The 22,540-nt window shown below is 53.4% G+C and carries 19 protein-coding genes, 4 tRNA genes and 3 rRNA genes; 25 read left to right on the top strand and 1 reads right to left on the bottom strand.

Features of this window, described 5'->3' with window-relative positions; all coding sequences use genetic code 11:
- The first annotated feature begins 86 nt into the window (after positions 1 to 86).
- The 16 genes from C6362_RS01330 to groL all read left to right on the top strand — a co-directional run bounded on the left by C6362_RS01330 (position 87) and on the right by groL (position 14,941).
- Positions 87 to 1,220: a PucR family transcriptional regulator gene (locus C6362_RS01330; RefSeq protein WP_014014971.1), complete on the top strand. Its 1,134-nt coding sequence runs from the start codon at positions 87 to 89 to the stop codon at positions 1,218 to 1,220.
- A 265-nt stretch (positions 1,221 to 1,485) separates the two neighbouring features.
- A 16S ribosomal RNA gene (locus C6362_RS01325) occupies positions 1,486 to 3,049 on the top strand.
- Between the two features lie 162 nt (positions 3,050 to 3,211).
- A 23S ribosomal RNA gene (locus tag C6362_RS01320) occupies positions 3,212 to 6,124 on the top strand.
- Between the two features lie 102 nt (positions 6,125 to 6,226).
- Positions 6,227 to 6,343 (top strand): 5S ribosomal RNA (rrf, locus tag C6362_RS01315).
- The 16S, 23S and 5S rRNA genes sit together here with 2 tRNA genes alongside, the layout of an rRNA operon.
- 5 nt (positions 6,344 to 6,348) lie before the next feature.
- A tRNA-Trp gene (locus C6362_RS01310) sits at positions 6,349 to 6,424 on the top strand.
- A gap of 37 nt (positions 6,425 to 6,461) precedes the next feature.
- Positions 6,462 to 6,538 (top strand) — tRNA-Arg (locus C6362_RS01305).
- Between the two features lie 202 nt (positions 6,539 to 6,740).
- Complete coding sequence (locus C6362_RS01300) at positions 6,741 to 7,148, top strand: UPF0158 family protein (RefSeq protein ID WP_014016215.1); 408 nt, start codon at positions 6,741 to 6,743, stop codon at positions 7,146 to 7,148.
- Positions 7,149 to 7,166: 18 nt separating this feature from the next.
- Positions 7,167 to 8,141, top strand: a complete 975-nt coding sequence (gene thiL / locus C6362_RS01295; protein ID WP_014016216.1) for a thiamine-phosphate kinase — start codon at positions 7,167 to 7,169, stop codon at positions 8,139 to 8,141.
- A 12-nt stretch (positions 8,142 to 8,153) separates the two neighbouring features.
- Positions 8,154 to 8,624: a bifunctional tRNA (adenosine(37)-N6)-threonylcarbamoyltransferase complex ATPase subunit type 1 TsaE/phosphotransferase gene (locus C6362_RS01290; protein WP_014016217.1), complete on the top strand. Its 471-nt coding sequence runs from the start codon at positions 8,154 to 8,156 to the stop codon at positions 8,622 to 8,624.
- Complete coding sequence (gene tsaB / locus C6362_RS01285; RefSeq protein ID WP_014016218.1) at positions 8,608 to 9,318, top strand: tRNA (adenosine(37)-N6)-threonylcarbamoyltransferase complex dimerization subunit type 1 TsaB; 711 nt, start codon at positions 8,608 to 8,610, stop codon at positions 9,316 to 9,318. The genes C6362_RS01290 and tsaB overlap by 17 nt, the downstream gene beginning before the upstream one ends.
- Positions 9,309 to 9,782: a ribosomal protein S18-alanine N-acetyltransferase gene (gene rimI, locus C6362_RS01280; protein WP_014016219.1), complete on the top strand. Its 474-nt coding sequence runs from the start codon at positions 9,309 to 9,311 to the stop codon at positions 9,780 to 9,782. Before tsaB ends, rimI begins: the two co-directional genes overlap by 10 nt.
- Positions 9,783 to 9,796: 14 nt before the next feature.
- Complete coding sequence (gene tsaD / locus C6362_RS01275) at positions 9,797 to 10,807, top strand: tRNA (adenosine(37)-N6)-threonylcarbamoyltransferase complex transferase subunit TsaD (RefSeq protein WP_014016220.1); 1,011 nt, start codon at positions 9,797 to 9,799, stop codon at positions 10,805 to 10,807.
- 27 nt (positions 10,808 to 10,834) lie between these two features.
- The gene (locus C6362_RS01270; RefSeq protein WP_014016221.1) at positions 10,835 to 12,247 is read left to right on the top strand and encodes a histidine kinase N-terminal domain-containing protein; all 1,413 of its coding nucleotides are present in this window, start codon (positions 10,835 to 10,837) and stop codon (positions 12,245 to 12,247) included.
- Positions 12,248 to 12,250: 3 nt separating this feature from the next.
- Positions 12,251 to 12,841, top strand: a complete 591-nt coding sequence (locus C6362_RS01265) for an ANTAR domain-containing response regulator (protein WP_014016222.1) — start codon at positions 12,251 to 12,253, stop codon at positions 12,839 to 12,841.
- Between the two features lie 136 nt (positions 12,842 to 12,977).
- The gene (gene groES / locus C6362_RS01260; protein WP_014016223.1) at positions 12,978 to 13,259 is read left to right on the top strand and encodes a co-chaperone GroES; all 282 of its coding nucleotides are present in this window, start codon (positions 12,978 to 12,980) and stop codon (positions 13,257 to 13,259) included.
- Positions 13,260 to 13,309: 50 nt separating this feature from the next.
- The gene (gene groL / locus C6362_RS01255) at positions 13,310 to 14,941 is read left to right on the top strand and encodes a chaperonin GroEL (protein WP_014016224.1); all 1,632 of its coding nucleotides are present in this window, start codon (positions 13,310 to 13,312) and stop codon (positions 14,939 to 14,941) included.
- Between the two features lie 39 nt (positions 14,942 to 14,980).
- Here the strand turns inward: groL and C6362_RS11760 are convergent, their stop codons facing one another.
- Entirely contained in the window at positions 14,981 to 15,127 is a 147-nt protein-coding gene (locus tag C6362_RS11760) for a hypothetical protein (protein WP_014016225.1), read from the bottom strand.
- Positions 15,128 to 15,239: 112 nt separating this feature from the next.
- On the opposite strand from C6362_RS11760, the gene C6362_RS01250 reads away from it, so the two are divergent.
- From C6362_RS01250 to C6362_RS01210, 9 genes are all read left to right on the top strand, one after another.
- Entirely contained in the window at positions 15,240 to 16,466 is a 1,227-nt protein-coding gene (locus C6362_RS01250; protein ID WP_014016226.1) for an RNA-guided endonuclease TnpB family protein, read from the top strand.
- A gap of 147 nt (positions 16,467 to 16,613) precedes the next feature.
- Positions 16,614 to 17,708, top strand: coding sequence for an MFS transporter (locus C6362_RS01245; protein WP_232501451.1), 1,095 nt, complete (start codon positions 16,614 to 16,616; stop codon positions 17,706 to 17,708).
- A 74-nt stretch (positions 17,709 to 17,782) separates the two neighbouring features.
- Positions 17,783 to 17,858 (top strand) — tRNA-Asn (locus C6362_RS01240).
- Position 17,859: 1 nt separating this feature from the next.
- Positions 17,860 to 17,935, top strand: a tRNA-Glu gene (locus C6362_RS01235).
- 298 nt (positions 17,936 to 18,233) lie between these two features.
- Positions 18,234 to 19,454: a threonine ammonia-lyase gene (ilvA, locus tag C6362_RS01230; protein WP_041647163.1), complete on the top strand. Its 1,221-nt coding sequence runs from the start codon at positions 18,234 to 18,236 to the stop codon at positions 19,452 to 19,454.
- Between the two features lie 13 nt (positions 19,455 to 19,467).
- Positions 19,468 to 20,877, top strand: a complete 1,410-nt coding sequence (locus C6362_RS01225) for an amino acid permease (RefSeq protein WP_014016229.1) — start codon at positions 19,468 to 19,470, stop codon at positions 20,875 to 20,877.
- Between the two features lie 79 nt (positions 20,878 to 20,956).
- Positions 20,957 to 21,343: a RidA family protein gene (locus C6362_RS01220; protein WP_014016230.1), complete on the top strand. Its 387-nt coding sequence runs from the start codon at positions 20,957 to 20,959 to the stop codon at positions 21,341 to 21,343.
- Between the two features lie 203 nt (positions 21,344 to 21,546).
- Positions 21,547 to 22,017 (top strand): CBS domain-containing protein, encoded by a 471-nt coding sequence (locus C6362_RS01215; protein WP_014016231.1) that lies wholly within the window; start codon positions 21,547 to 21,549, stop codon positions 22,015 to 22,017.
- A 16-nt stretch (positions 22,018 to 22,033) separates the two neighbouring features.
- A complete protein-coding gene (locus C6362_RS01210) occupies positions 22,034 to 22,516 on the top strand; it encodes a CBS domain-containing protein (RefSeq protein WP_014016232.1) in 483 nt (160 codons plus the stop codon).
- The last annotated feature ends 24 nt before the right edge of the window (positions 22,517 to 22,540 follow it).

Genomic DNA, 22,540 nt, shown 5'->3' with positions numbered 1-22,540 from the left:
ATGATTAAAAACGGCAATGAGCCGGGGAACCAAAGTTAAAAGAGAGATACTGTGCTGGCAGCACAAGAAGAGTGGGGGGATGACCGATGTCTCTATCCATCGATCGGCTTTATAAACAGGATGAAAACAAATATAAACTGGAACTCCTGGCCGGCCGTCAGGGGCTGAGCCATGACGTCGCCTGGGTCCAGGTCATGGAAGATGCGGACTATGGTACTTTCTTGCGGCCCCATGCCTTCATCTTTACGACGGGCCTGGCCAGCCACGGCGACCCGCACTGGCTGGAGGCCTTCGTCGACGCCCTGCTGGCGGCCGATGCGGCAGGACTCGTGGTCAATACGGGGAAATATCTCCTGGCGTCGGACATTACGGACGCCTTGAAGGACCGCTGTGATGCGGCGGCTTTCCCGTTGTTTACCCTGCCCTGGGAAGTGCGGCTGGCAGACATTACCCAATCCTTCTTGTCGTCCCTCTTCTTGACCCACCGCGAAGAATACCGGGCCATTACGGCCTGGAAGGAATTTCTCTTCGGCGTCCAGGGCTCGTCGGTCCTGACGGAACTGGCCTTGACCGGATGGAAAGAAGAGGGGCCGTATACGGCCCTGGTCCTGGCCGGCGCCGATGCCGATGCGTCTTTTTTAGCCGATAGCAAGTCCTTTCTCAATGGCTTGGGTCAGCCGTACTTTATATTTCCTTATAAGGACACCGTCGTCCTGCTCCTGCAGGGAGAACTGCCAGCAGCTCTCGTTGCCTGGCTCAAAGGCCATGAACAGCTGGTGACGGGGCAGGGAGTGACGGCACCTGACTTAAAAGCCCTGCCGGACAGCTGCCGCCAGGGGCAGCAGGCCCTCATCTGGGGGCGCCTCCACCAGCAGTCCTGGTGCTATTTTGGGGCCCTCGGCGCTTATGCCCTCTTCTTTTCCCAGCCCGATGACCAGGTGCTGCACGTCCTTCATGACCGGGCCCTGGGAGCCTTACTGGCTTACGATGAAGGACACCAGTCCAGCCTGTATGAAACGCTGGAAGCCTACCTCTGCCATGACGGCAGCCTGAAGGGAACAGCGGCCCAACTCTATACCCATCGCAATACCGTAGCCTATCGCATCCATAAGGCGGAAAAACTCATCCCTTATGACCTGAACGATTGGGAACAGCGATTCACGGTCTTCCTGGCCTGCCATATCCATCGTTATTTTGAAATTCTGAAAAATGACCATTGACTTTTGTCGGGAAAGATGGTACTATATAGAAACCAGCTGTACTGGAGCGGACGAAACGAATTAAAAAAGATTCAAATTAGTTCTTGACAAAGTGTTCACAGTTTGGTAAGATATACAAGTCGCCGCGATAAACGACGACAACGATGACCTTTGAAAACTGAACAATGAACTGAATGAACGCCAGAGTGCGAGGTTCTATTTCAATAGAACGTCAAACAATGAGTAATACCAATCAATAAACAAGAGCCAAACAGCTCTTCCATATATCATGGAGAGTTTGATCCTGGCTCAGGACGAACGCTGGCGGCGTGCTTAACACATGCAAGTCGAACGAGAAGAGATGAGAAGCTTGCTTCTTATTGATTCGAGTGGCAAACGGGTGAGTAACGCGTAAGCAACCTGCCCTTCAGATGGGGACAACAGCTGGAAACGGCTGCTAATACCGAATACGTTCTTTTTGTCGCATGGCAGAGGGAAGAAAGGGAGGCTCTTCGGAGCTTTCGCTGAAGGAGGGGCTTGCGTCTGATTAGCTAGTTGGAGGGGTAACGGCCCACCAAGGCGACGATCAGTAGCCGGTCTGAGAGGATGAACGGCCACATTGGGACTGAGACACGGCCCAGACTCCTACGGGAGGCAGCAGTGGGGAATCTTCCGCAATGGACGAAAGTCTGACGGAGCAACGCCGCGTGAACGATGACGGCCTTCGGGTTGTAAAGTTCTGTTATACGGGACGAATGGCGTAGCGGTCAATACCCGTTACGAGTGACGGTACCGTAAGAGAAAGCCACGGCTAACTACGTGCCAGCAGCCGCGGTAATACGTAGGTGGCAAGCGTTGTCCGGAATTATTGGGCGTAAAGGGCGCGCAGGCGGCGTCGTAAGTCGGTCTTAAAAGTGCGGGGCTTAACCCCGTGAGGGGACCGAAACTGCGATGCTAGAGTATCGGAGAGGAAAGCGGAATTCCTAGTGTAGCGGTGAAATGCGTAGATATTAGGAGGAACACCAGTGGCGAAAGCGGCTTTCTGGACGACAACTGACGCTGAGGCGCGAAAGCCAGGGGAGCAAACGGGATTAGATACCCCGGTAGTCCTGGCCGTAAACGATGGATACTAGGTGTAGGAGGTATCGACCCCTTCTGTGCCGGAGTTAACGCAATAAGTATCCCGCCTGGGGAGTACGGCCGCAAGGCTGAAACTCAAAGGAATTGACGGGGGCCCGCACAAGCGGTGGAGTATGTGGTTTAATTCGACGCAACGCGAAGAACCTTACCAAGCCTTGACATTGATTGCTATGAATAGAGATATCCAGTTCCTCTTCGGAGGACAAGAAAACAGGTGGTGCACGGCTGTCGTCAGCTCGTGTCGTGAGATGTTGGGTTAAGTCCCGCAACGAGCGCAACCCCTATCTTCTGTTACCAGCGGTTCGGCCGGGGACTCAGGAGAGACTGCCGCAGACAATGCGGAGGAAGGCGGGGATGACGTCAAGTCATCATGCCCCTTATGGCTTGGGCTACACACGTACTACAATGGCTCTTAATAGAGGGAAGCGAAGGAGCGATCCGGAGCAAACCCCAAAAACAGAGTCCCAGTTCGGATTGCAGGCTGCAACTCGCCTGCATGAAGCAGGAATCGCTAGTAATCGCAGGTCAGCATACTGCGGTGAATACGTTCCCGGGCCTTGTACACACCGCCCGTCACACCACGAAAGTCATTCACACCCGAAGCCGGTGAGGTAACCTTTTGGAGCCAGCCGTCGAAGGTGGGGGCGATGATTGGGGTGAAGTCGTAACAAGGTAGCCGTATCGGAAGGTGCGGCTGGATCACCTCCTTTCTAGGGAAAACCTAAGAAGTCGGCACTTTGGTAATTCATTCATTGTTCAGTTTTGAGAGGCCATCCTCTCAATCGTACCTTGACAACTGCATAAAAATGTTAGAAAATACCTCTTTTTAAAAAGAGATCTTAACGAACCTTGAATTCTTGTTTATAGAAATTAGTCAAGTAAGTAAGGGCGTACGGCGGATGCCTTGGCCATATCAGCCGAAGAAGGACGCGATAAGCTGCGATAAGCTGCGGTGAGGTGCAAGTAACCTTTGACCCGCAGATCTCCGAATGGGGAAACCCGGCAGCAGTAGTGCTGTCATCCTCTATGAGGAAGGGCACCCGGTGAACTGAAACATCTAAGTAGCCGGAGGAAAAGGAATCAACAGAGATACCCCTAGTAGCGGCGAGCGAACGGGGCAGAGCCCAAACCGGGATGGGAAACCAATCCGGGGTTGTGGACTGCTATCAAATGCATGAGTGAAGCAGAATGAGCTGGGAAGCTCAGCCAGAGAGAGTGAGAGCCTCGTAGGCGTAAGCAAGTGCATGGAGCAGGATCCAGAGTACCACGGGACACGAGAAACCCTGTGGGAAGCTGGGGGGACCACCCTCCAAGGCGAAACACTGATATGGACCGATAGCGCATAGTACCGTGAGGGAAAGGTGAAAAGAACCCCGGGAGGGGAATGAAAGAGAACCTGAAACCGTATGTCTACAAGCAGTCGAAGCACTTTATAGGTGCGACGGCGTGCCTATTGAAGAATGAACCGGCGAGTTACTTCAGCTAGCGAGGTTAAGCGGAAAACGTGGAGCCGAAGCGAAAGCGAGTCTGAACAGGGCGTATAGTTAGTTGGAGTAGACCCGAAACCACAGTGATCTACCCATGTCCAGGTTGAAGCACAGGTAAAAATGTGTGGAGGACCGAACCAGTGAGCGTTGAAAAGCTTTTGGATGAGATGTGGGTAGGGGTGAAATGCCAATCGAACGTGGAGATAGCTGGTTCTCCCCGAAATAGCTTTAGGGCTAGCCTCATGGCGAGAGTACAGGCGGTAGAGCACTGAACGGGGTAGGGGCCTATCCGGCTACTGAACCTAATCAAACTGCGAATGGCTGTACTTATCCATGGGAGTCAGACTGTGAGTAATAAGGCCCATAGTCAAGAGGGAAACAGCCCAGACCAACAGCTAAGGTCCCCAATGCCGTACTAAGTGGCGAAGGATGTGGAATTTCGAAAACAACCAGGATGTTGGCTCAGAAGCAGCCACCATTAAAAGAGTGCGTAATAGCTCACTGGTCGAGAGACTCTGCGCCGAAGATGTCCGGGGCTAAAGTACGGAACCGAAGCTTTGGCAATTGACATTAGTCAATTGGGTAGGGGAGCGTTCCTGCATGGGAGAAGCCTGACCGGAAGGACAGGTGGACAGGCAGGAAGAGAGAATGCCGGTATGAGTAGCGAAAAGAAGGGTGAGAATCCCTTCCACCGAAAGCCTAAGGGTTCCTGGGCAACGATCGTCGTCCCAGGGTAAGTCGGGACCTAATCCGAGGCGGAGACGCGTAGGAGATGGACAACAGGTTGAAATTCCTGTACTGGCTGAGGCCGTTTGAGCGAAGGAGTGACACAGGAAGGAAGGCGCGCGTGCGATTGGAAGAGCACGTCCAAGCAGGTAGGTTGGGAGACAGGCAAATCCGTTTCCCGAGAGGCCGAGATGCGATGGGGAGCTTCTGGAGACAGAAGCGAAGGGGCTGGCACTAAACTGTCGAGAAAAGCTTCTAGTGAGGACTCAGGCACCCGTACCGAAACCGACACAGGTAGGCAGGATGAGAATTCTAAGGTGCGCGGGAAAACCCTCGTTAAGGAACTCGGCAAAATATATCCGTAACTTCGGGAAAAGGATAACCCAGCGTACGTGAAGTGCAGAAGCGCACGGAGCGGAGATGGGTGGCAGAAGAGAGGCCCAAGCGACTGTTTACCACAAACACAGGCGTCTGCTAAAGCGAAAGCTGATGTATAGATGCTGACACCTGCCCGGTGCTGGAAGGTTAAGAGGAAGTGTTAGCGCAAGCGAAGCAGTGAATTGAAGCCCCAGTAAACGGCGGCCGTAACTATAACGGTCCTAAGGTAGCGAAATTCCTTGTCGGGTAAGTTCCGACCCGCACGAAAGGTGTAACGATTTGGGCACTGTCTCAACGAGGGACCCGGTGAAATTGAAGTACCTGTGAAGATGCAGGTTACCCGCGACTGGACAGAAAGACCCCATGGAGCTTTACTGTAACCTGAGATTGGATTCCGGTAAGAGATGTACAGGATAGTTGGGAGGCTGAGAAGTGAGTACGCCAGTATTCACGGAGCCATTGGTGGGATACCAACCTTGTTTTATTGGAATTCTAACGAGAAGCGTAACGAGCTTGCGGACAGTCTCAGGCGGGCAGTTTGACTGGGGCGGTCGCCTCCGAAAGAGTAACGGAGGCGCCCAAAGGTTCCCTCAGCGCGGACGGAAACCGCGCGAAGAGTGCAAAGGCAGAAGGGAGCTTGACTGCGAGACGGACAGGTCGAGCAGGGACGAAAGTCGGGCTTAGTGATCCGGTGGTAGAGAGTGGAATTGCCATCGCTCAACGGATAAAAGCTACCCTGGGGATAACAGGCTTATCTCTCCCAAGAGTCCATATCGACGGGGAGGTTTGGCACCTCGATGTCGGCTCATCACATCCTGGGGCTGAAGTAGGTCCCAAGGGTTGGGCTGTTCGCCCATTAAAGTGGTACGCGAGCTGGGTTCAGAACGTCGTGAGACAGTTCGGTCCCTATCCATCGCGGGCGTAAGAAACTTGAAAGGGGCTGCTCCTAGTACGAGAGGACCGGAGTGGACCGACCAATGGTGTACCAGTCATGGCGCCAGCCGTGCAGCTGGGTAGCTACGTCGGGGACGGATAAACGCTGAAAGCATCTAAGCGTGAAACCAGCCTAGAGATGAGGTTTCTCATTGTTTTAACAAGTAAGGTCCCACAAAGACGATGTGGTTGATAGGCCGGGAGTGGAAGTACAGCGATGTACGGAGCGGACCGGTACTAATAGACCGAGGACTTGACTTAAGCAGAGAATCCTACCGAATGGTAGGGGTCGCCATGTGGGCGACCCGTTAAGAAAAACATTTTTATGCAGTTGTCAGGATACGAACATCCTGAACAATATAATTCAGTGGCGATAGCTGCGGGGATCCACCTGTTCCCATGCCGAACACAGCAGTTAAGCCCGCAAACGCCGAAAGTACTTGGGGGGAGGCCCCCTGGGAGGATAGGAAGCCGCTGATTTTTGTAGGGGTATAGCTCAACTGGTAGAGTAGTGGTCTCCAAAACCATTGGTTGAGGGTTCGATTCCTTCTGCCCCTGCCAGAAAAAATGGAATGAAGGTCCACCTTCATTCCCACATGACTCGGTAGCTCAGCTGGATAGAGTGACTGACTACGAATCAGTAGGTCTAGGGTTCGAATCCCTACCGGGTCACCATAGGAAAAAGCTCACGCAAAATGCGTGAGCTTTTTTGTTGTGTTTGAGGTTTGATGTATGATGTTGGATGCGATGGCTTTTAAATTTTATCCCATCCACATCAAACATCAAACTTTCAACTTCAAACTCACGCCTACTTTAGGCGCGGCCCTATCCATGCTATAATAGAGTCATCGCAAATTGTGAAAAGGAAGTGTAAGCTATGACAGTCCAAATCGAAGAGCTATTGAAAGCTTTTGAATTGAACAACCCGTATCTTAAATTTTATTTGAATAAAAATGACGGCCATATGGCCCTGGTCACGGAAATCCCCGGAGATGACAAGGCGGAAAACGAAGTGACGGCCCATCCCGATGCCTATATCAAGCTGCCGACCCAGGCCGACCTGGACCTGCCGGAAATGATCAAGGGCTTCGTCCCCATGATGAAGGACCCCAAGCAGCGGGCCGCCTTCCAGCAGTCCATCGAAGCCGGCAAGACCGTAACCCAGTTGGAACGGGAATTGAAGGACATGGGCCTGGTCCAGTTCTGGTATACTTTCCAGCGCATGGAATTTCGCAAGATTGCCAAGAAATGGTGCGAAGACAACCATGTCGCTTATGAAGAATAACGTTGCGGAGGCTCGATCATGAAAATTTCAGATATCGGTGAATTTGGATTCATCGATGCCATCAAAGCGGATACGCTCTACCATAAAGAGAACGTCGTCGTCGGCATCGGAGATGACGGTGCCGTCTATACGACGACGCCAGGCTGGCAGCAGGTCGCTGTCATCGATACGATGGTCCAGAACAGCCATTTCATCGTCGGCCAGACGGCAACCTGGCATGATGTCGGCTTTAAAGCCGTCGCTTCGAACCTCAGCGACATCGCAGCCATGGGGGCCGTACCGACGCATATCGTCTTGTCGACGGCGTTGGCGCCGCAGATGGAAGTCGACGACGTCGTTGAAATGTATCGCGGCATCAAGGATATCTGCCGGGCCTATGAGGTCAATATCCTCGGCGGCGATACGGTCATGTCTAAAGAAGGCGTCGTCATCACCGTGGCCGCCTTTGGCGAAATCGAAGCCGGGAAAGCCCTGCTGCGCAGCGGCGCCCAGGCTGGCGATGTCATTGCCGTATCCCATACGATCGGCGATTCTGCCGGTGGCCTGGATGTGCTCCTGGCTGGGCAGGACGGTTATGAAGCTTTGAAGAAAGCCCACCAGTACCCGGAACCGCAGATTTCCTTGGGCCGGTTATTGGTACAGCATCATTGCCATAGCTTGAACGACATCAGCGATGGTTTGGCCAGCGAGTCCAATGAAATCGCCAAGGCCAGCGGTGTCGAACTGGTCATCGACCGGGATAAGGTGCCGACGAGTGACGGGCTAAAAGCCTGGGCGGCGTCATCGGGCAAGGATATCTGGAAATTCGTCTTCAACGGCGGCGAAGACTATGAACTGGTCTTCACCATGGCCCCCGCTGATTTCCAGGCCCTGCAGGCCGATTATCCGGCCGTGACCGCCATCGGGACCGTCCGTCCGGGACCGGGCCGGGTCCTGCTCCGCCACGATGGGGGAGAACAGGTCCTGCCGCCGACGGGCTGGACCCATTTTTAAAAGGAGAAAATTATGACCTTTGATGTAGCTACCCATTCAGAAGCCGGAACGATAGCCTTAGGCAAAGCCCTGGGTCCGGTCCTCAGCGACGGTGATGTCCTGGCCTTGCGCGGTGACCTCGGTGCCGGCAAGACCCATTTCGTCCAGGGCATTGCCCAGGGCATGGGCATCGACGATGTCGTCGTCAGCCCGACGTTCACCATTCTGAATTATTATGAAAATACCATTCCTCTCCAGCATTTCGATTTTTATCGGCTGGAAGAAGAATATGAATTAGATGACCTGGGATTCGACGACTATCTCGAAAGCGGTGTGACCGTCATCGAATGGTCGGAAAAATTCCCAGACCGCCTGCCTGATGATGCCGCCATTGTCACTATCGAAAAGACGAGTCCTACAGACCGGCTGTTTCATTTTGATTTCCGCGGCAGCCGCTGGAAGGCTGTAGAAAATGAGGTAAAAAAATATGCTCTTAGCCATTGAAACATCGAGCCTCGTATCGAGTGTCGCCTTACTCCATGAAGACACGCTGCGGGCCGAACTCACTATCCAGGCACGGCTGACCCATTCGGAACAGCTCATGCCCCACATTGCCGACATGCTCGACAAGGCGTCGGTCAAGAAAAGCCAGATCGACGGCGTCGCCGTAGCCGTCGGCCCCGGTTCCTTTACGGGCCTGCGCATCGGCCTGGCCACAGCCAAAGGCCTGTCCTTTGCCTGGAACGTCCCCATTGTTGGCGTGACGACCCCAGTCAGCCTGGCCTGGAATTTCGTCGGCGTCTCCGACCGTATCTGTACCCTCATCGACGCCCAGAAAGGCAACGTCTATGCCGGCGTCTATCGCTGGGACCGGACGACGCTGACGACGGAAAAAGAAATCTATATCGCCCCGCGGACGGAAGTCCTGGATACGCTGGAACAGGAAGGTCAGCCCGTCGTCTTCTGCGGCGACGGCTCCCTCAAAGGGCGTAAGGACATCGAAGGGCGCAGTCCCTTGTTCCGCATGGCGCCGCCGACGATGGTCATTCCCCGCGCCGGCAGCGTAGCCCTGGCGGCCAATGTCCGCTTTGCTGCCGGTGACTACGACGACTGCATGACCTTGACGCCGTCGTACCTGCGCCGTAGTGAAGCCGAAGTGCTCTGGGAAAAACGCCACGGCGGTGCATCATGCCGGTAACGGTCCGTCAGGCTGGCCGGGAAGATCTGCCGGCCATCATCGCCATCGAAGAGGCCTCCTTTTCCGTGCCCTGGTCCCATCAGTCCCTGGCAGCGGAACTGGACAATCCTGTCGCTAAGTATTACGTCCTGGAAGGGGAAACAGGTCAGGTCCTCGGGTACGCTGACGTCTGGCTCATCGCCGATGAAGGCCAGCTGGCCAACATCGCCATCCACCCGTCCGCCCGGGGCCACGGTTATGGCGAGACCCTCCTGCGCACGGCTATGGAAGCCCTGTTCCAGGACGGCTGTACGAGTATGTTTCTGGAAGTCCGCCAGTCCAATGCACCGGCCCAGGGCTTGTACCGCAAGCTGGGCTACGAAGGCGTTGCCGTCCGTAAGGATTACTATTCCCAGCCTGTAGAAGATGCCTGCATCATGCAGTGTCAGAAAGAAAATTACCAATGGTTCAGCCATTCACGATAAAAAGGATGAAATCTATGTATACCTTAGCTTTAGAAACGAGTTGTGACGAAACGTCGGCTGCTGTCATCGAAGACGGCCGCCACATCTGCTCCAACATCATATCGACACAGGTACCGATTCACCGCAAGTTCGGCGGTGTCGTACCGGAAATCGCCTCGCGCCAGCATATCGAATACGTCCTGCCCATCATCAAGGAAGCCCTCGATACGGCGCAGGTCACCTTGGCCGATATCGACCATATCGGCGTTACCTACGGGCCCGGCCTGGTCGGTGCCCTGCTGGTCGGCGTCGCCGCCGCCAAGGCCATCAGCTTTGCTGCCGATAAGCCCCTGGTCGGTGTCAACCACATGGAAGGCCACATCTTTGCCAATTTCCTCAGCCATCCCGAACTGGAACCGCCGTTCCTGGCCCTCGTCGTTTCTGGCGGCCATACGCAGCTGGTCCAGATCAATGGCTATAATTCGTTCAAACTCATGGGTCAGACCCGCGACGACGCAGCCGGTGAAGCCTTCGACAAGATTGCCCGCGTCATGGGCTATCCCTATCCGGGCGGTCCGCAGATCGACAAATTGGCTAAAGAAGGGAATCCCGACGCCATCGCCTTTCCGAAGGCCCTTCATGAAAAGCACAACTTCGAGTTCAGCTTCAGTGGCCTCAAATCGGCCGTCCTGAACTACCTGCACACGCAGGAACAGCGCGGCCAGTCCTATAATGCGGCCGATGTCGCGGCCAGCTTCCAGAAGACCGTCGTCGAAACGCTCGTCGAAAAGACCATGGACGCCGCCTCTTACTGTGGGGCTAAAAAAATTGCCGTCGCCGGCGGCGTCTCGGCCAACAGCGGCCTGGCAGCGGCCATGAGTGCGGCCTGTGCCGACAAGGGCTATGCCTTTTACCGGCCCGATCCGATCCTCTGCACCGATAACGGCGCCATGATCGGCTGCCGGGCCTATTACATGGCCTTGGACGGCCGTTTTGCCGATTTGACGCTCAACGCCAAGCCGGCCCTGCCGATTACATCGGACTAATCCTGTGAAGAGATGGGGGAATCTTCTATGGCTACACTTGAAGCGGTCTGCCGGACTCAGAGCACGTTGTCGCCCGTGCAGATCCATATTTTACAGAACAGTGAAGAATTATTGCAGTTCGCCAGCGACTTGTCGCACCGGGAACTCTTCGTCTACGTGCCGGGAAAGGACGCGGGGACCCTGGTCCTGGCCGCCCACCGGACGCCGCTCCTGCAAAAAGGACGGCAGACCGAGACGACCGATCCGGGCGCTGTCTTTTCCCGGTATGAAGAACCCTTCAACTATCAGGTCTTCCAGGCTGGGCAGGCCTTGCAGGGCGAAAGGGAAATCGAATACGGCCGCATGGCGCCGATCGTGTCCTATCCCTTCGTCGATAACGGCGGCGGGACGATTGCCGTCATTGCCTTTGTCGGAGCCGTCGAAGACAACCGGGAAATCTTGACGGAAACGGCCTTTTTGTCCTTGCAGGTGCCCATGGATTTCCATTCCATGTACCGGCCCTTGTCCATCCAGGATGGCGTCGTCCTGGTCAACTGCAACGGCGTCGTCATCTATGCCGACGACATGGCCGACAGCATCCTGCACATGTGCGGCCAGCGCGGCGCCATTACGGGGACCAATATCTACAATACCCGCCTCGACCTGACCGGGGCCAAGAAAGCCCTGTCCCAGGCGACAGGGCTGACCGACGACGTGACGCTCGGTGAAGCCGTCGTTTCCCGCCGGGTCATTCCTATCCTGCAGCGCGGCAAAGTCCGCCGGGTCATTTCCATCCTGACCGAGCGGACGGAATTGCACCGCAAGGAAGAAGAACTGATGGTCAAGACGTCGGTCATCAAGGAAATCCACCACCGCGTCAAGAACAACTTGCAGACCATCGCCAGTCTGCTGCGCATGCAGATGCGGCGCACGACCAGTGAAGAAGCGCGGGACGTCCTCAAAGAAAGCCTGAACCGGATCCTCAGCATTTCTTTGGTCCACGAGACGTTGTCCCACCACGATGAAGAGAACATTGATATTTCCGACGTGGCCCAGAAACTGCTGGGCCTCCTGGCTCACAGCCTGGTCAGCAAGGACTGCCATGTAGAGACGAAATTTTCCGGGGAAATATTGCCTCTGCCGTCCGATGCTGCGACGTCGCTGGCGCTGGTCCTGAACGAACTCATTACCAATGCCATCATCCACGGTTTTGAAGGGCGCAGCCAGGGGACCCTGTCTATCACGATCCGCCGGGACGGGGATAACGGTCTCATCCTGGTCTGTGATGACGGCGTCGGCATGGCCCAGGCGCCGGTCGATACGGGCCGCAAGCATCTGGGCATGGCCATCGTGCGGACGCTGATCGAGAAAGATTTACAAGGGGCGATTGCTTTCGATGACGGCGTGCCGGAAGGGACGGTCGTCACCATCCGTTTTCCATTACCAGAGAGGGGAGAATAACCAATGGGATATCGCGTTGTAATAGGGGATGACGAATCGATCATCCGTATGGATTTATGTGAAATGCTGGAAGATGCCGGCCATACCGTCGTCGGGGAAGCGGCTGATGGCGTCGAGGCCCTCGATTTAGTACGCAAGGAGAAGCCGGACATCGTCCTCCTGGACATCAAGATGCCCCGCCTGGACGGCATCCACGCGGCCCGCATGATCGGCCACGAAGGCCTGGCACCGGTCCTGCTGCTCACGGCATACAGCCAGCAGGATATCGTCGACAAGGCCAAGGACTCCGGGGTCCTCGGCTATCTGGTCAAACCGGTCAGCCCGGTGAATCTCTTCCCGGCCATCGAAATCGCTATTTCCCAGTTCCGCCACCAGCGCGAAGTGGCCCAGCAGCTCGATGATATGAACGAACGCATCGAGACGCGCAAAGCCGTCGACCGGGCCAAAGGCTGCCTCATGGACTTATATCATATATCCGAACACGAAGCTTACCGCCGGTTGCAGCAGTACAGCATGAAGAACCGGAAATCCTTGAAAGCCGTGGCCGATGCGGTCGTCGCCAGTGCGGAAAAGATAAAAAGTCAAAAAAAATAAAACGTTTCAGGAAAAAGTCAGGGCTAAGGCCTTGACTTTTTTACCTTTAATGGCTAATATATATATTGTAAGTTAGCACTCGGAAGTATGGAGTGCTAATAAAGAGTAGCAACTTACTTTTAAGGAGGAATATAAAATGTTAAAACCGTTAGGAGATCGCGTAGTTATCCGTGTATTGGAACAGGAAGAAAAAACTGCAAGCGGTATTTTTTTACCGGACACTGCTAAAGAAAAACCGAGCCAGGGCGAAGTCGTAGCCGTAGGTCCGGGCAAAGTACAGGACGACGGTAAACGCGTTGCTTTGGATGTCAAAGTAGGCGACAAGATTATTTTCTCCAAATATGCCGGCACAGAAGTCAAGTTCGAAGGCACCAAATATTTGATCGTCAGCGAACGCGACATCTTGGCTATCATCTAATAAATCATCAATTTAAAACTACTTAACTTTCACATAGGAGTGTGTTCAACATGGCTAAACAGATTTTGTTCAACGAAGATGCACGCCGCGCTCTCGGCAAAGGCGTAGACGCTTTGGCAAATGCCGTAAAAGTTACTTTAGGGCCTAAAGGCCGCAACGTCGTTCTTGACAAGAAATTCGGCGCACCGACCATCACTAACGATGGTGTTACCATCGCCCGCGATATCGAATTGGAAGATCCCTTTGAAAACATGGGCGCACAGCTCGTCAAAGAAGTCGCAACCAAGACTAACGACGTCGCTGGTGACGGTACGACGACAGCTACCATCCTGGCACAGGCTATGATCCAGGAAGGCATGCGCAACGTCGCAGCCGGTGCTAACCCGATGATTCTCAAACGCGGTATCGAAAAAGCTGTTGCTAAACTTGTCGAAGAAATCAAGAAACGTTCTATCGCCGTATCCGACAAAGCTTCTATCGCTCAGGTAGCTTCTATCTCGGCTGGTGACGAAGAAGTCGGCGGCCTCATCGCAGACGCTATGGAAAAAGTCGGCAAAGACGGTGTCATCACGGTTGAAGAATCGAAGACCATGGGCACGCAGCTCTCCGTCGTCGAAGGCATGCAGTTCGACCGCGGCTACATTTCCCCGTACATGGTAACGGATCCGGATAAAATGGAAGCTGTCATGAGCGAACCGTACATCCTCATTACGGACCGCAAGATCGCTTCTATCCAGGAAATGCTCCCGGTCCTCGAAAAAGTCGTCCAGGCTGGTAAAGAACTCCTCATCATCGCTGAAGACGTCGAAGGCGAAGCCTTGGCTACGTTGGTCGTCAACAAACTCCGTGGTACTTTCAAAGCGGTTGCTGTCAAAGCTCCGGGCTTTGGTGACCGCCGCAAAGCGATGCTCCAGGATATCGCAACCTTGACGGGCGCTACGGTTATTACAGAAGATGTAGGCCGTAAACTCGACAGCGTTACCATGGAAGACCTCGGCACAGCTCGTCAGGTCCGCGTAACGAAAGACGAAACGACCATCGTTGAAGGCCACGGTGATCCTCAGGCCATCAAAGATCGCGTTGCTCAGATCAAAGCCCAGATTGCTGAAACGACGTCTGATTTCGACAAAGAAAAATTGCAGGAACGTTTGGCTAAGATGTCCGGCGGCGTAGCTGTCATCGAAGTCGGCGCTGCTACCGAAGTCGAATTGAAAGATAAGAAATATCGCCTCGAAGATGCTCTCAACGCTACCCGCGCAGCTGTTGAAGAAGGTATCGTAGCCGGCGGCGGCACGACCCTCATCGACATCCTCCCGGCTCTCGACGAATTTAACGAAGACGGCGACGTACAGACCGGTATCAACCTGGTCAAACGCGCTATCGAAGCTCCGCTCCGCCAGATCGCTGAAAACGCTGGCCTCGAAGGTTCGGTCATCGTTGCCAAAGTCAAAGCTTCCGAAGACGGCGTAGGCTTCAACGCCCTCAAAGAAGAATATGTCGACATGGTCAAAGCTGGTATCGTCGACCCGGCTAAAGTAACCCGTACAGCTCTCCAGAACGCAGCTTCCATTGCAGCTCTCGTCCTCACGACAGAAACCTTGGTCGCTGACAAACCGGAACCGGCTCCGGCAGCTCCGGCAGCTCCGGCTGGCATGGGCGGCGGTATGCCCGGCATGATGTAAGACTCAGTAAGGCTTACTAGTAATGAAATAGAATAAAGACTACCCGAAAAAGGGCTGTCGCTTAGGCGGCAGCCCTTTTTGTGGTTCGTTTGCCAAAGCCGCGTAGGGGCCGCCATAATCGGCGGCCCGCTTATTGACTTTTCCCTTCATCTTCATGGTGCGGCGGAGACTCGTGACTTTAGTCATGAGAGGCGCCGCACCTCCCCTCCTTTCAATAAAAAGCAATAGATTTTCAGCAAAATAGTGCTATAATAATTTTAATGAAGTAATATATATTTAGAAAGGCAGGTGAGAAATAGTGTCTAACCTAACTAAAACAATAAAACTTCGTATACACGTTACTCCCGAACAAGAGACGCTGTTCCGTCAGATGACGGAACAATACCGTCAGGCTTGTAACTTCGTGTCGCAGTACATCTTCGACCACCGATTTAACATGACCTACCAAAGTCTCAACAGAGAGCTGTACAGTGACCTGCGCAGCCAGTTCGGTCTGAAATCGCAGCTGGCCCAGTCTTCTATCAAGACGACGATTGCCAGATATAAGACGGTAAAACAACAGCTCTTCCAAAATCCCTACAGATATAAGGATGAAGATGGCAACTGGCAACGAATTATCAAGACATTGGAATGGCTCTGGAAGCCGATATTCTTTACTCGTCCGCAAGCTGATTTGGTCCGTAACCGAGATTACAGTTTCGTTAATGATGGTCAAATCCTATCTATCAATACACTCGGCAAAAGAACCAAATGCACTTTTGAGGGCGAACATTTCGCTGAATACCTCGATGGTTCCTATGAACTTGGAACAGGAAAACTGGTCGAACTCAAAGGTTTATGGTATCTCCATATTCCCGTAACCCAGGCTGTCGAAGATTTTCAGAAAGAAAACGTCCGTCACGTTGTCGGTATTGACCGTGGATTACGTTTTTTGACCGTTAGCTATGACGAGCAGGGCAAAACTGAATTTGTTTCTGGTAAGAAGATGGCTACTAAACGCCATAAATTTCAGGAAGTCCGCCGTCAGCTCCAGTCTAAAGGCACAAAGTCAGCAAAGCGTAGACTCAAAGCCATTTCTGGACGAGAGAACCGTTGGATGTCTGATGTAAACCATCGGATTTCTAAGACACTCGTTGAAAAATACGGCAAAGATACGCTGTTTGTGCTTGAAGATCTGACCGGCGTTAGCTTCGAAGAGTCCCATCTTTCAAAAACGGCTAAACAAAATTACGACCTGCGCAGCTGGGCGTTCTATCAGTTGGAACAATTCCTGACCTATAAGGCTCATGAAAATCGTTCCGAAGTTCTGAAGGTATCTGCTAAGTATACCTCTCAACGTTGTCCCAAATGCGGTACTATCCACAAGGAAAACCGTGACCATCACAAACACTTATATCGTTGCCAGTGTGGTTACAGATCTAATGATGACCGTATCGGAGCTATGAATATTCAGTTCCTCGGAACTATGTGGATTTCCGGAGATAACAATCCTCGTTACGAAAGAATAACAACTGCTTCGGAGTAAACTCCTTAGCAAAGCGGGTGTTGTCAGCCACCCGATGATGTAGGCGGATTTAGGAAGACATCTTTTAGATGTCGTTAGTACCTATGCAGTTCCGACTTACAAGCTCCCGACTTTAGTCGGGAGTAGTTGACGCCTATCGGTCTGCTCATGGACATTTCTCAGTCCTTCGCAATGACTGAGTCCCAGACGGGCATTATGATCACTGTCTACGCCTGGGTCGTAGCCTTGTTGTCCTTGCCGCTCATGCTACTCGTCTGCCAGATGGAGATGCGGCGCCTCTTGTTAGGGACTATGGGTCTCTTTGTCTTGGGACAGCTGGCGTCGGGGCTGGCCTTGAATTTTCCCATGCTCATGGCAGCCCGTATCAGCGTCGCCTGCGCTCATTCTATTTTCTGGTCCATTGCAGCTCCGATAGCGACACGCCTGGTCACGCGGACTCATCGCCCTTTGGCTTTGAGTATGATCGTCACCGGCTCGGCTGTCGCCATGATATTCGGTCTGCCCTTGGGGCGGATCATTGGCCTCTATGCCGGCTGGCGCATGACTTTCTTGACCATTACGGCAACAGCCTTAGCCGTGCTCCTTTATTTGGCCTTCGTTTTTCCGAAACTGGCCAGTGACGCCTCTTTTTCCCGCGATGACCTGCCTAAATTGCTCAGGAATCCCGTCGTCGTCAGCGTCTATATCCTGTCCGTCCTGTTTGCGACGGCCTATTTCACGGCCTACAGCTATATCGAACCCTTTCTCAAAATCGTCGCTGCCTTTAGCGACCAGGGAATCACGTCGACACTCATGTTTCTCGGCGTCAGCGGCCTTGTAGGGAGTTTTGTCTTTTCCCATTTTTACAATCATTTCCGCTATGGCATCATCCGGGCCGGACTGCTGGGGCTGGTCATTCCGTTCCTCTTGTGGAAGGCTGCTGCTGGCGGGGCAGGGACGATGGTCGCTGCTTGCCTGGTCGTCGGCTGTGCTTCGACGTTGTTCAACGTCACCTTCCAGGCCGAACTCATCCGCCATGTCCCGATGGGGGCGGCACCGGTGGCTATGTCCATCTTTTCGGGCATCTTCAATGTCGGCATCGGCGGTGGTACCTGGATTGGCGGGCAGGTCACGGCTCATGGCCTGTTGCCGTATATCGGCTATGCCGGTGCAGCCATCGGCTTAGTCGCTGCCGTGTATTGTTTTACGGCCTATTTCCATTTCCTCGGCAGGGCAGGAGAAAGTCATCAAAAAAAATCGTAAAAAAGACTTGCATTTTTCTATCTCTTCAAGTATAATATTAATTGTTCCGATTCGGAACGAGCTTGAAGTGATATTCCTCAATAGCTCAGTTGGTAGAGCAATCGGCTGTTAACCGATTTGTCGTAGGTTCGAGTCCTACTTGAGGAGCCATGGCCCCTTGGTCAAGCGGTCTAAGACATCGCCCTTTCACGGCGAGAACATGGGTTCAAATCCCGTAGGGGTCACCAAGAGGAAAAAGGCCTGTCGTATAACGACAGGCCTTTTTCGTTTGCCGTGGGTCGTGGGTCGTGAGTCGTGGGTAAACCGCCAGCAACGTAGGGGCTCGCACGTGGCGAGCCCGCCCTAATCGGCGGCCCGCGCGAATCTTGTACACCGCCCGTTCTGGAACAAATGTCTATTATAAAAATACACATACGCAAATATTCTCTTGACAGTAGACAACAAACGGCGTATGATGAAACCATAAAGCATACGTATCATTAATGAAATGAAAAGGAGGGAAGCTGCCTTTTGGCAGCGTCTATGATGAGTGAAGAAAAAGTTACTTTAAAGATGATTGAAGAAGCACGGGAACGTTTGAAGGGCGTCGCCCAGGTCACGGGTCTTTCGTACAGTAATTCCGTCAGCGATTTGGCTGGCTGCGAAGTCTATTTGAAACTGGAAAACCTCCAGCGGACAGGCTCCTTTAAACTGCGCGGGGCCTATAACAAAGTCGCTTCCCTGACCCCGGAAGAACGGGAAAAAGGCGTCATCGCCGCTTCGGCCGGAAACCACGCCCAGGGAGTGGCTCTGGCTGCCAGCGAATATGGCTGCCAGTCCGTCATCTGCATGCCGAAACACGCTCCCTTGAGTAAGATTACGGCGACCCGCGGCTACGGTGCCAATGTCGTCCTCTACGGGGATTTCTTCGATGAAGCCGCAGCCAAAGCCGTTGAATTGACGACGGAACATGGCTATACCTTCGTCCATCCCTTCAACGACCCGGAAGTCATTGCCGGCCAGGGGACGATTGCCCTGGAAATCATCGAACAGCTTCCCGAAGTCGATGCTATCGTCGCACCGATTGGCGGCGGCGGCCTCATTTCCGGCCTGGCCGTAGCCGCTAAGAATGTCAACCCTAAGATCAAAGTCATCGGCGTTCAGACGGAAAACATGCCGTCCATGAAGGAATCCATCGAAAAAGGACAGGTCATTACCTACAACGGCAAGGCTACTCTGGCCGATGGCATCGCCGTCAAGACACCGGGTGACTTGACCTATGATATCTGTAAGAAATACGTCGATGAAATCGTCACCGTCGATGAATCGGAAATCGCCAGCGCCATCCTGATTCTCCTGGAACGGGGCAAGACCGTTGCCGAAGGGGCCGGTGCCGTACCGGTCGCAGCTCTCATGAGCGGCAAGATTTCCGGCATCCGCAACAAGAAAGTCGCAGCCCTCGTCAGCGGCGGCAACATCGACGTCAACAATATGACCCGCGTCATCAACCAGGGCCTGATCAAGTCCCAGCGCAAGATCTTCTTCCAGACCGTCATCCCCGACGTCCCGGGCGAACTGGTCAAGCTCCTGACCCTTATTGCCGGCACCAATGCCAACGTCCTTTCCATCACCCATGAACGCAGCCAGCACGGCATCGACATGGGCATGACCGCCGTCTCCCTGGAACTGGAAACGGCCAACGAAAAGCACGTTGAAAAACTGATGACCATGCTCAAAGACCATCATTATTTTGTTACCTTGAAGTAATGGAGGGCAGATCATGGAACAGCAGAAAATGGAACGCGGCTTGAAACCGCGCCACGTAGAGATGATCGCTCTTGGGGGGACGATTGGTGTCGGCCTGTTCATGGGATCGGCCAACACCATTCAGATGGCAGGACCGTCGGTATTGCTCTGTTATGCCGTGACGGGCGTCGTCATGTTTTTCATCATGCGCATCATGGGGGAAATGCTTTATCAGGAACCCGTTACCGGCTCCTTTGCCACGTATGGACATAAATATATCAGTCCTTTCGTCGGCTACCTCACTGCCTGCTCCTATTGGTTCCTGTGGGTCGTCGTCGGTTTGTCGGAAATCACAGCTGTCGGCATTTACGTCCACTACTGGTTCCCACTGCTGCCGCAATGGATCTCGGCCCTGGCCGGCATGGCCATCGTCGCAGCGGCTAATATGGCAGCCGTCAAATATTACGGTGAATTTGAATTTTGGTTCGCCTTGATTAAAGTCGTCACTATCATCGTCATGCTCATCGTCGGCGCTGCGGTCATCCTCTTTGGCTTCGGCAATGGCGGCGTTCCTGTCGGTATCAGCAATCTCTGGGACCACGGCGGATTCATGCCCAATGGCTGGGGCGGCATGCTGGCAGCCATGTGCGTCGTCGCCGCGTCCTTCCAGGGCGTCGAACTCATCGGTATTACGGCCGGCGAAGCCCAGGACCCGAAACACACCTTGAAGAAGGCCGTCAACAACATCGTCTGGCGTATCCTCATCTTCTACATCGGCTCGATTTTCATTATCCTCTGCATCTATCCCTGGAGTGAAGTCAGCTACATCGGCAGTCCCTTCGTCATGACCTTTGCCAAAGTCGGCATCTCGGCCGCAGCGGGCATCATCAACTTCGTCGTCCTCACGGCGGCCCTGTCCGGCTGCAACAGCGGCATGTACAGTTCGGGCCGTATGCTCTACACGCTGGCACAGAACGGACAGGCTCCGAAGATTTTTGCCAAATTGTCGCCGAGTGGCGTGCCGCGCAACAGCATTGCCGTCACCATCGTCGTCCTGGCTATCGGCGTCATCCTCAACTACCTCGTGCCGGACTCCAAATTATTCCTTTACTTATACAGTGCCTCTGTTTTTCCAGGCATGGTCGCCTGGTTCGTCCTGGCCTATGCCCAGAAAAATTTCCGCAAGTCCTGGGGACCGGAAGTCATGGCGAAACATCCTTTCAAATCGCCCCTCTATCCCTATTCCAATTACTTCTGCATCATCTTCCTGATTCTCGTCACTATCGGCATGATTTACAACCCTGATACGCGCATGTCCATCTTCTCGTCGTGGGTTTTCATCGCCGCTGTCGTCGCCGCCTGGTTTGCCTGCGGTTTGAACAAGAAGCAGTATGACAGGGAAGGGCACCTCATCGAAGGGGCTGACGCTAAATCAGAATCGTGATTATTGCCGCAGGCCTATGGTTTTCCCAGGGCCTGCGAGGTATAATACAGTTAGATTAAAATTAAGGAGATGCATTATCATGGCAGTCAATGTTATCAGTACTACGAAAGCTCCGGGCGCAGTAGGCCCGTATTCTCAGGCTATCAAAGCCGGTGATTTCCTCTTTGCTTCCGGCCAGATCGCCATCAACCCGGAAAAAGGCAAAATCGTTTCCGGCGGCGTCGTCGAACAGGCCGAACAGTGCATGAAAAACGTCGGCGCTATCCTCGAAGAAGCCGGTCTTTCTTATGATGACGTCGTCAAGACGACGGTTTACCTGACGGACATCAACTTCTTCGGCGCTGTCAATGAAATCTACGGCAAATACTTCCAGAAGACCTTGCCGGCCCGTTCGTGCGTCGAAATCAGCCGCCTCCCGAAAGACGTCTTCGTAGAAGTCGAAGTCATCGCCTATTGCGGAAAATAAGCTGTATTTAGTGGCTCGTGATTCGTGGCTCGTTGTTCGTAGGCGGCCCGCTGTGCCTTAAATTTAAAACCATCCGCTAACCACTAACAACTAGCCACTTAAAAGGTCTTGTCGTTATACGACAGGACCTTTTTTTACCTCCCAAGCAGGAAATCAGGGCCTTTGTGTCTAATACTTATAATATAAGAAAAGGAGTGATAACTATGTCTAAACGTACAGCTTCAGATATTATGGAAAAGAATTTCGTTACGGCTTCGCCGGAAACGTCTGTCTTTGATTTAGTCAACATGTTCGTCAAGAATCACATTACGGCCATTCCTATCATCAATGAAAAGGAAGAGCTCGCCGGCATCGTTACCGACGCCGATTTGCTCTACAAGAAGGTAAAGCCTCATGTCCCGCACTATGTCAATCTTTTGGGAGCCAGCATTTATTATAACGGCATCAGTGAATACGACAAGGGCTTCAAGAAACTCATGGCCTGCACGGCCAAGGACATGATGACCAAAGACGTCATCATCGCTGCGCCTGATGCGGAAGTCGAACAGATTGCCGGCGTCATGGTTGCAGAACATCTGAAAGTCATTCCGATTGTCAAGGAAAAACACATCGTCGGCATCGTTACCCGCGGCAACATCCTCGATGAATTGTATCGCGAATACGGCGACGACTAAGGGGAGGGGACGTACCATGGCTGAAGAAATGAAAGAAAAACCAATTGTCCGCGTGAAAGATGTCATGGAAAAGGTTTTCGTCTCGGTAACGCCGGATATTCCCATCCGCGACGTCTTCCGCATTTTCATCAAGCATCGCCTCCTGGCCGTGCCCGTCGTCGATGAAGAAGACCATCTCATCGGCCTCATCTCCAGTGCCGACCTCATGTACCGCAGCTCGAAGCCGCACATCCCGCGCCTGCCCTTCATCGGTACCAAGATTTATACCAGCCGCGTCGGCAAATATGCCAAGGATTTCAAGAACCTCCTCGACCAGCCCTGCTCGAAACTGATGACCAAGAACGTCATGATTGCTACGCCCAAAGCTGACGTCGAACAGGTAGCGGCCGTCATGATCCTGGAACATTTGAAAGTCCTTCCCGTCGTGGACAATAAGCGTGTCGTCGGTATGATCACCCGGGCGTGCATCCTCAAAGATTTGTACCGGGAATGGACGTAATTAGCCCCTTTGTGACTAGTCACT

The organism is Megasphaera elsdenii DSM 20460, from assembly GCF_003010495.1.
Taxonomy (GTDB): domain Bacteria; phylum Bacillota; class Negativicutes; order Veillonellales; family Megasphaeraceae; genus Megasphaera; species Megasphaera elsdenii.
The sequence above is the reverse complement of the archived record's forward strand: the minus strand, read 5'-3'. Positions and strand labels throughout refer to the sequence as shown.

Excerpts from the sequence above, each read along its gene's own strand:
- C6362_RS01330 (WP_014014971.1), top strand. The coding sequence starts at position 87 with ATGTCTCTATCCATCGATCGGCTTTATAAACAGGATGAAAACAAATAT.
- C6362_RS01300 (WP_014016215.1), top strand. The coding sequence starts at position 6,741 with ATGACAGTCCAAATCGAAGAGCTATTGAAAGCTTTTGAATTGAACAAC.
- thiL (WP_014016216.1), top strand. The coding sequence starts at position 7,167 with ATGAAAATTTCAGATATCGGTGAATTTGGATTCATCGATGCCATCAAA.
- C6362_RS01290 (WP_014016217.1), top strand. The coding sequence starts at position 8,154 with ATGACCTTTGATGTAGCTACCCATTCAGAAGCCGGAACGATAGCCTTA.
- tsaB (WP_014016218.1), top strand. The coding sequence starts at position 8,608 with ATGCTCTTAGCCATTGAAACATCGAGCCTCGTATCGAGTGTCGCCTTA.
- rimI (WP_014016219.1), top strand. The coding sequence starts at position 9,309 with ATGCCGGTAACGGTCCGTCAGGCTGGCCGGGAAGATCTGCCGGCCATC.
- tsaD (WP_014016220.1), top strand. The coding sequence starts at position 9,797 with ATGTATACCTTAGCTTTAGAAACGAGTTGTGACGAAACGTCGGCTGCT.
- C6362_RS01270 (WP_014016221.1), top strand. The coding sequence starts at position 10,835 with ATGGCTACACTTGAAGCGGTCTGCCGGACTCAGAGCACGTTGTCGCCC.
- C6362_RS01265 (WP_014016222.1), top strand. The coding sequence starts at position 12,251 with ATGGGATATCGCGTTGTAATAGGGGATGACGAATCGATCATCCGTATG.
- groES (WP_014016223.1), top strand. The coding sequence starts at position 12,978 with ATGTTAAAACCGTTAGGAGATCGCGTAGTTATCCGTGTATTGGAACAG.
- groL (WP_014016224.1), top strand. The coding sequence starts at position 13,310 with ATGGCTAAACAGATTTTGTTCAACGAAGATGCACGCCGCGCTCTCGGC.
- C6362_RS11760 (WP_014016225.1), bottom strand. The coding sequence starts at position 15,127 with ATGACTAAAGTCACGAGTCTCCGCCGCACCATGAAGATGAAGGGAAAA.
- C6362_RS01245 (WP_232501451.1), top strand. The coding sequence starts at position 16,614 with ATGGACATTTCTCAGTCCTTCGCAATGACTGAGTCCCAGACGGGCATT.
- ilvA (WP_041647163.1), top strand. The coding sequence starts at position 18,234 with ATGAGTGAAGAAAAAGTTACTTTAAAGATGATTGAAGAAGCACGGGAA.
- C6362_RS01225 (WP_014016229.1), top strand. The coding sequence starts at position 19,468 with ATGGAACAGCAGAAAATGGAACGCGGCTTGAAACCGCGCCACGTAGAG.
- C6362_RS01220 (WP_014016230.1), top strand. The coding sequence starts at position 20,957 with ATGGCAGTCAATGTTATCAGTACTACGAAAGCTCCGGGCGCAGTAGGC.
- C6362_RS01215 (WP_014016231.1), top strand. The coding sequence starts at position 21,547 with ATGTCTAAACGTACAGCTTCAGATATTATGGAAAAGAATTTCGTTACG.
- C6362_RS01210 (WP_014016232.1), top strand. The coding sequence starts at position 22,034 with ATGGCTGAAGAAATGAAAGAAAAACCAATTGTCCGCGTGAAAGATGTC.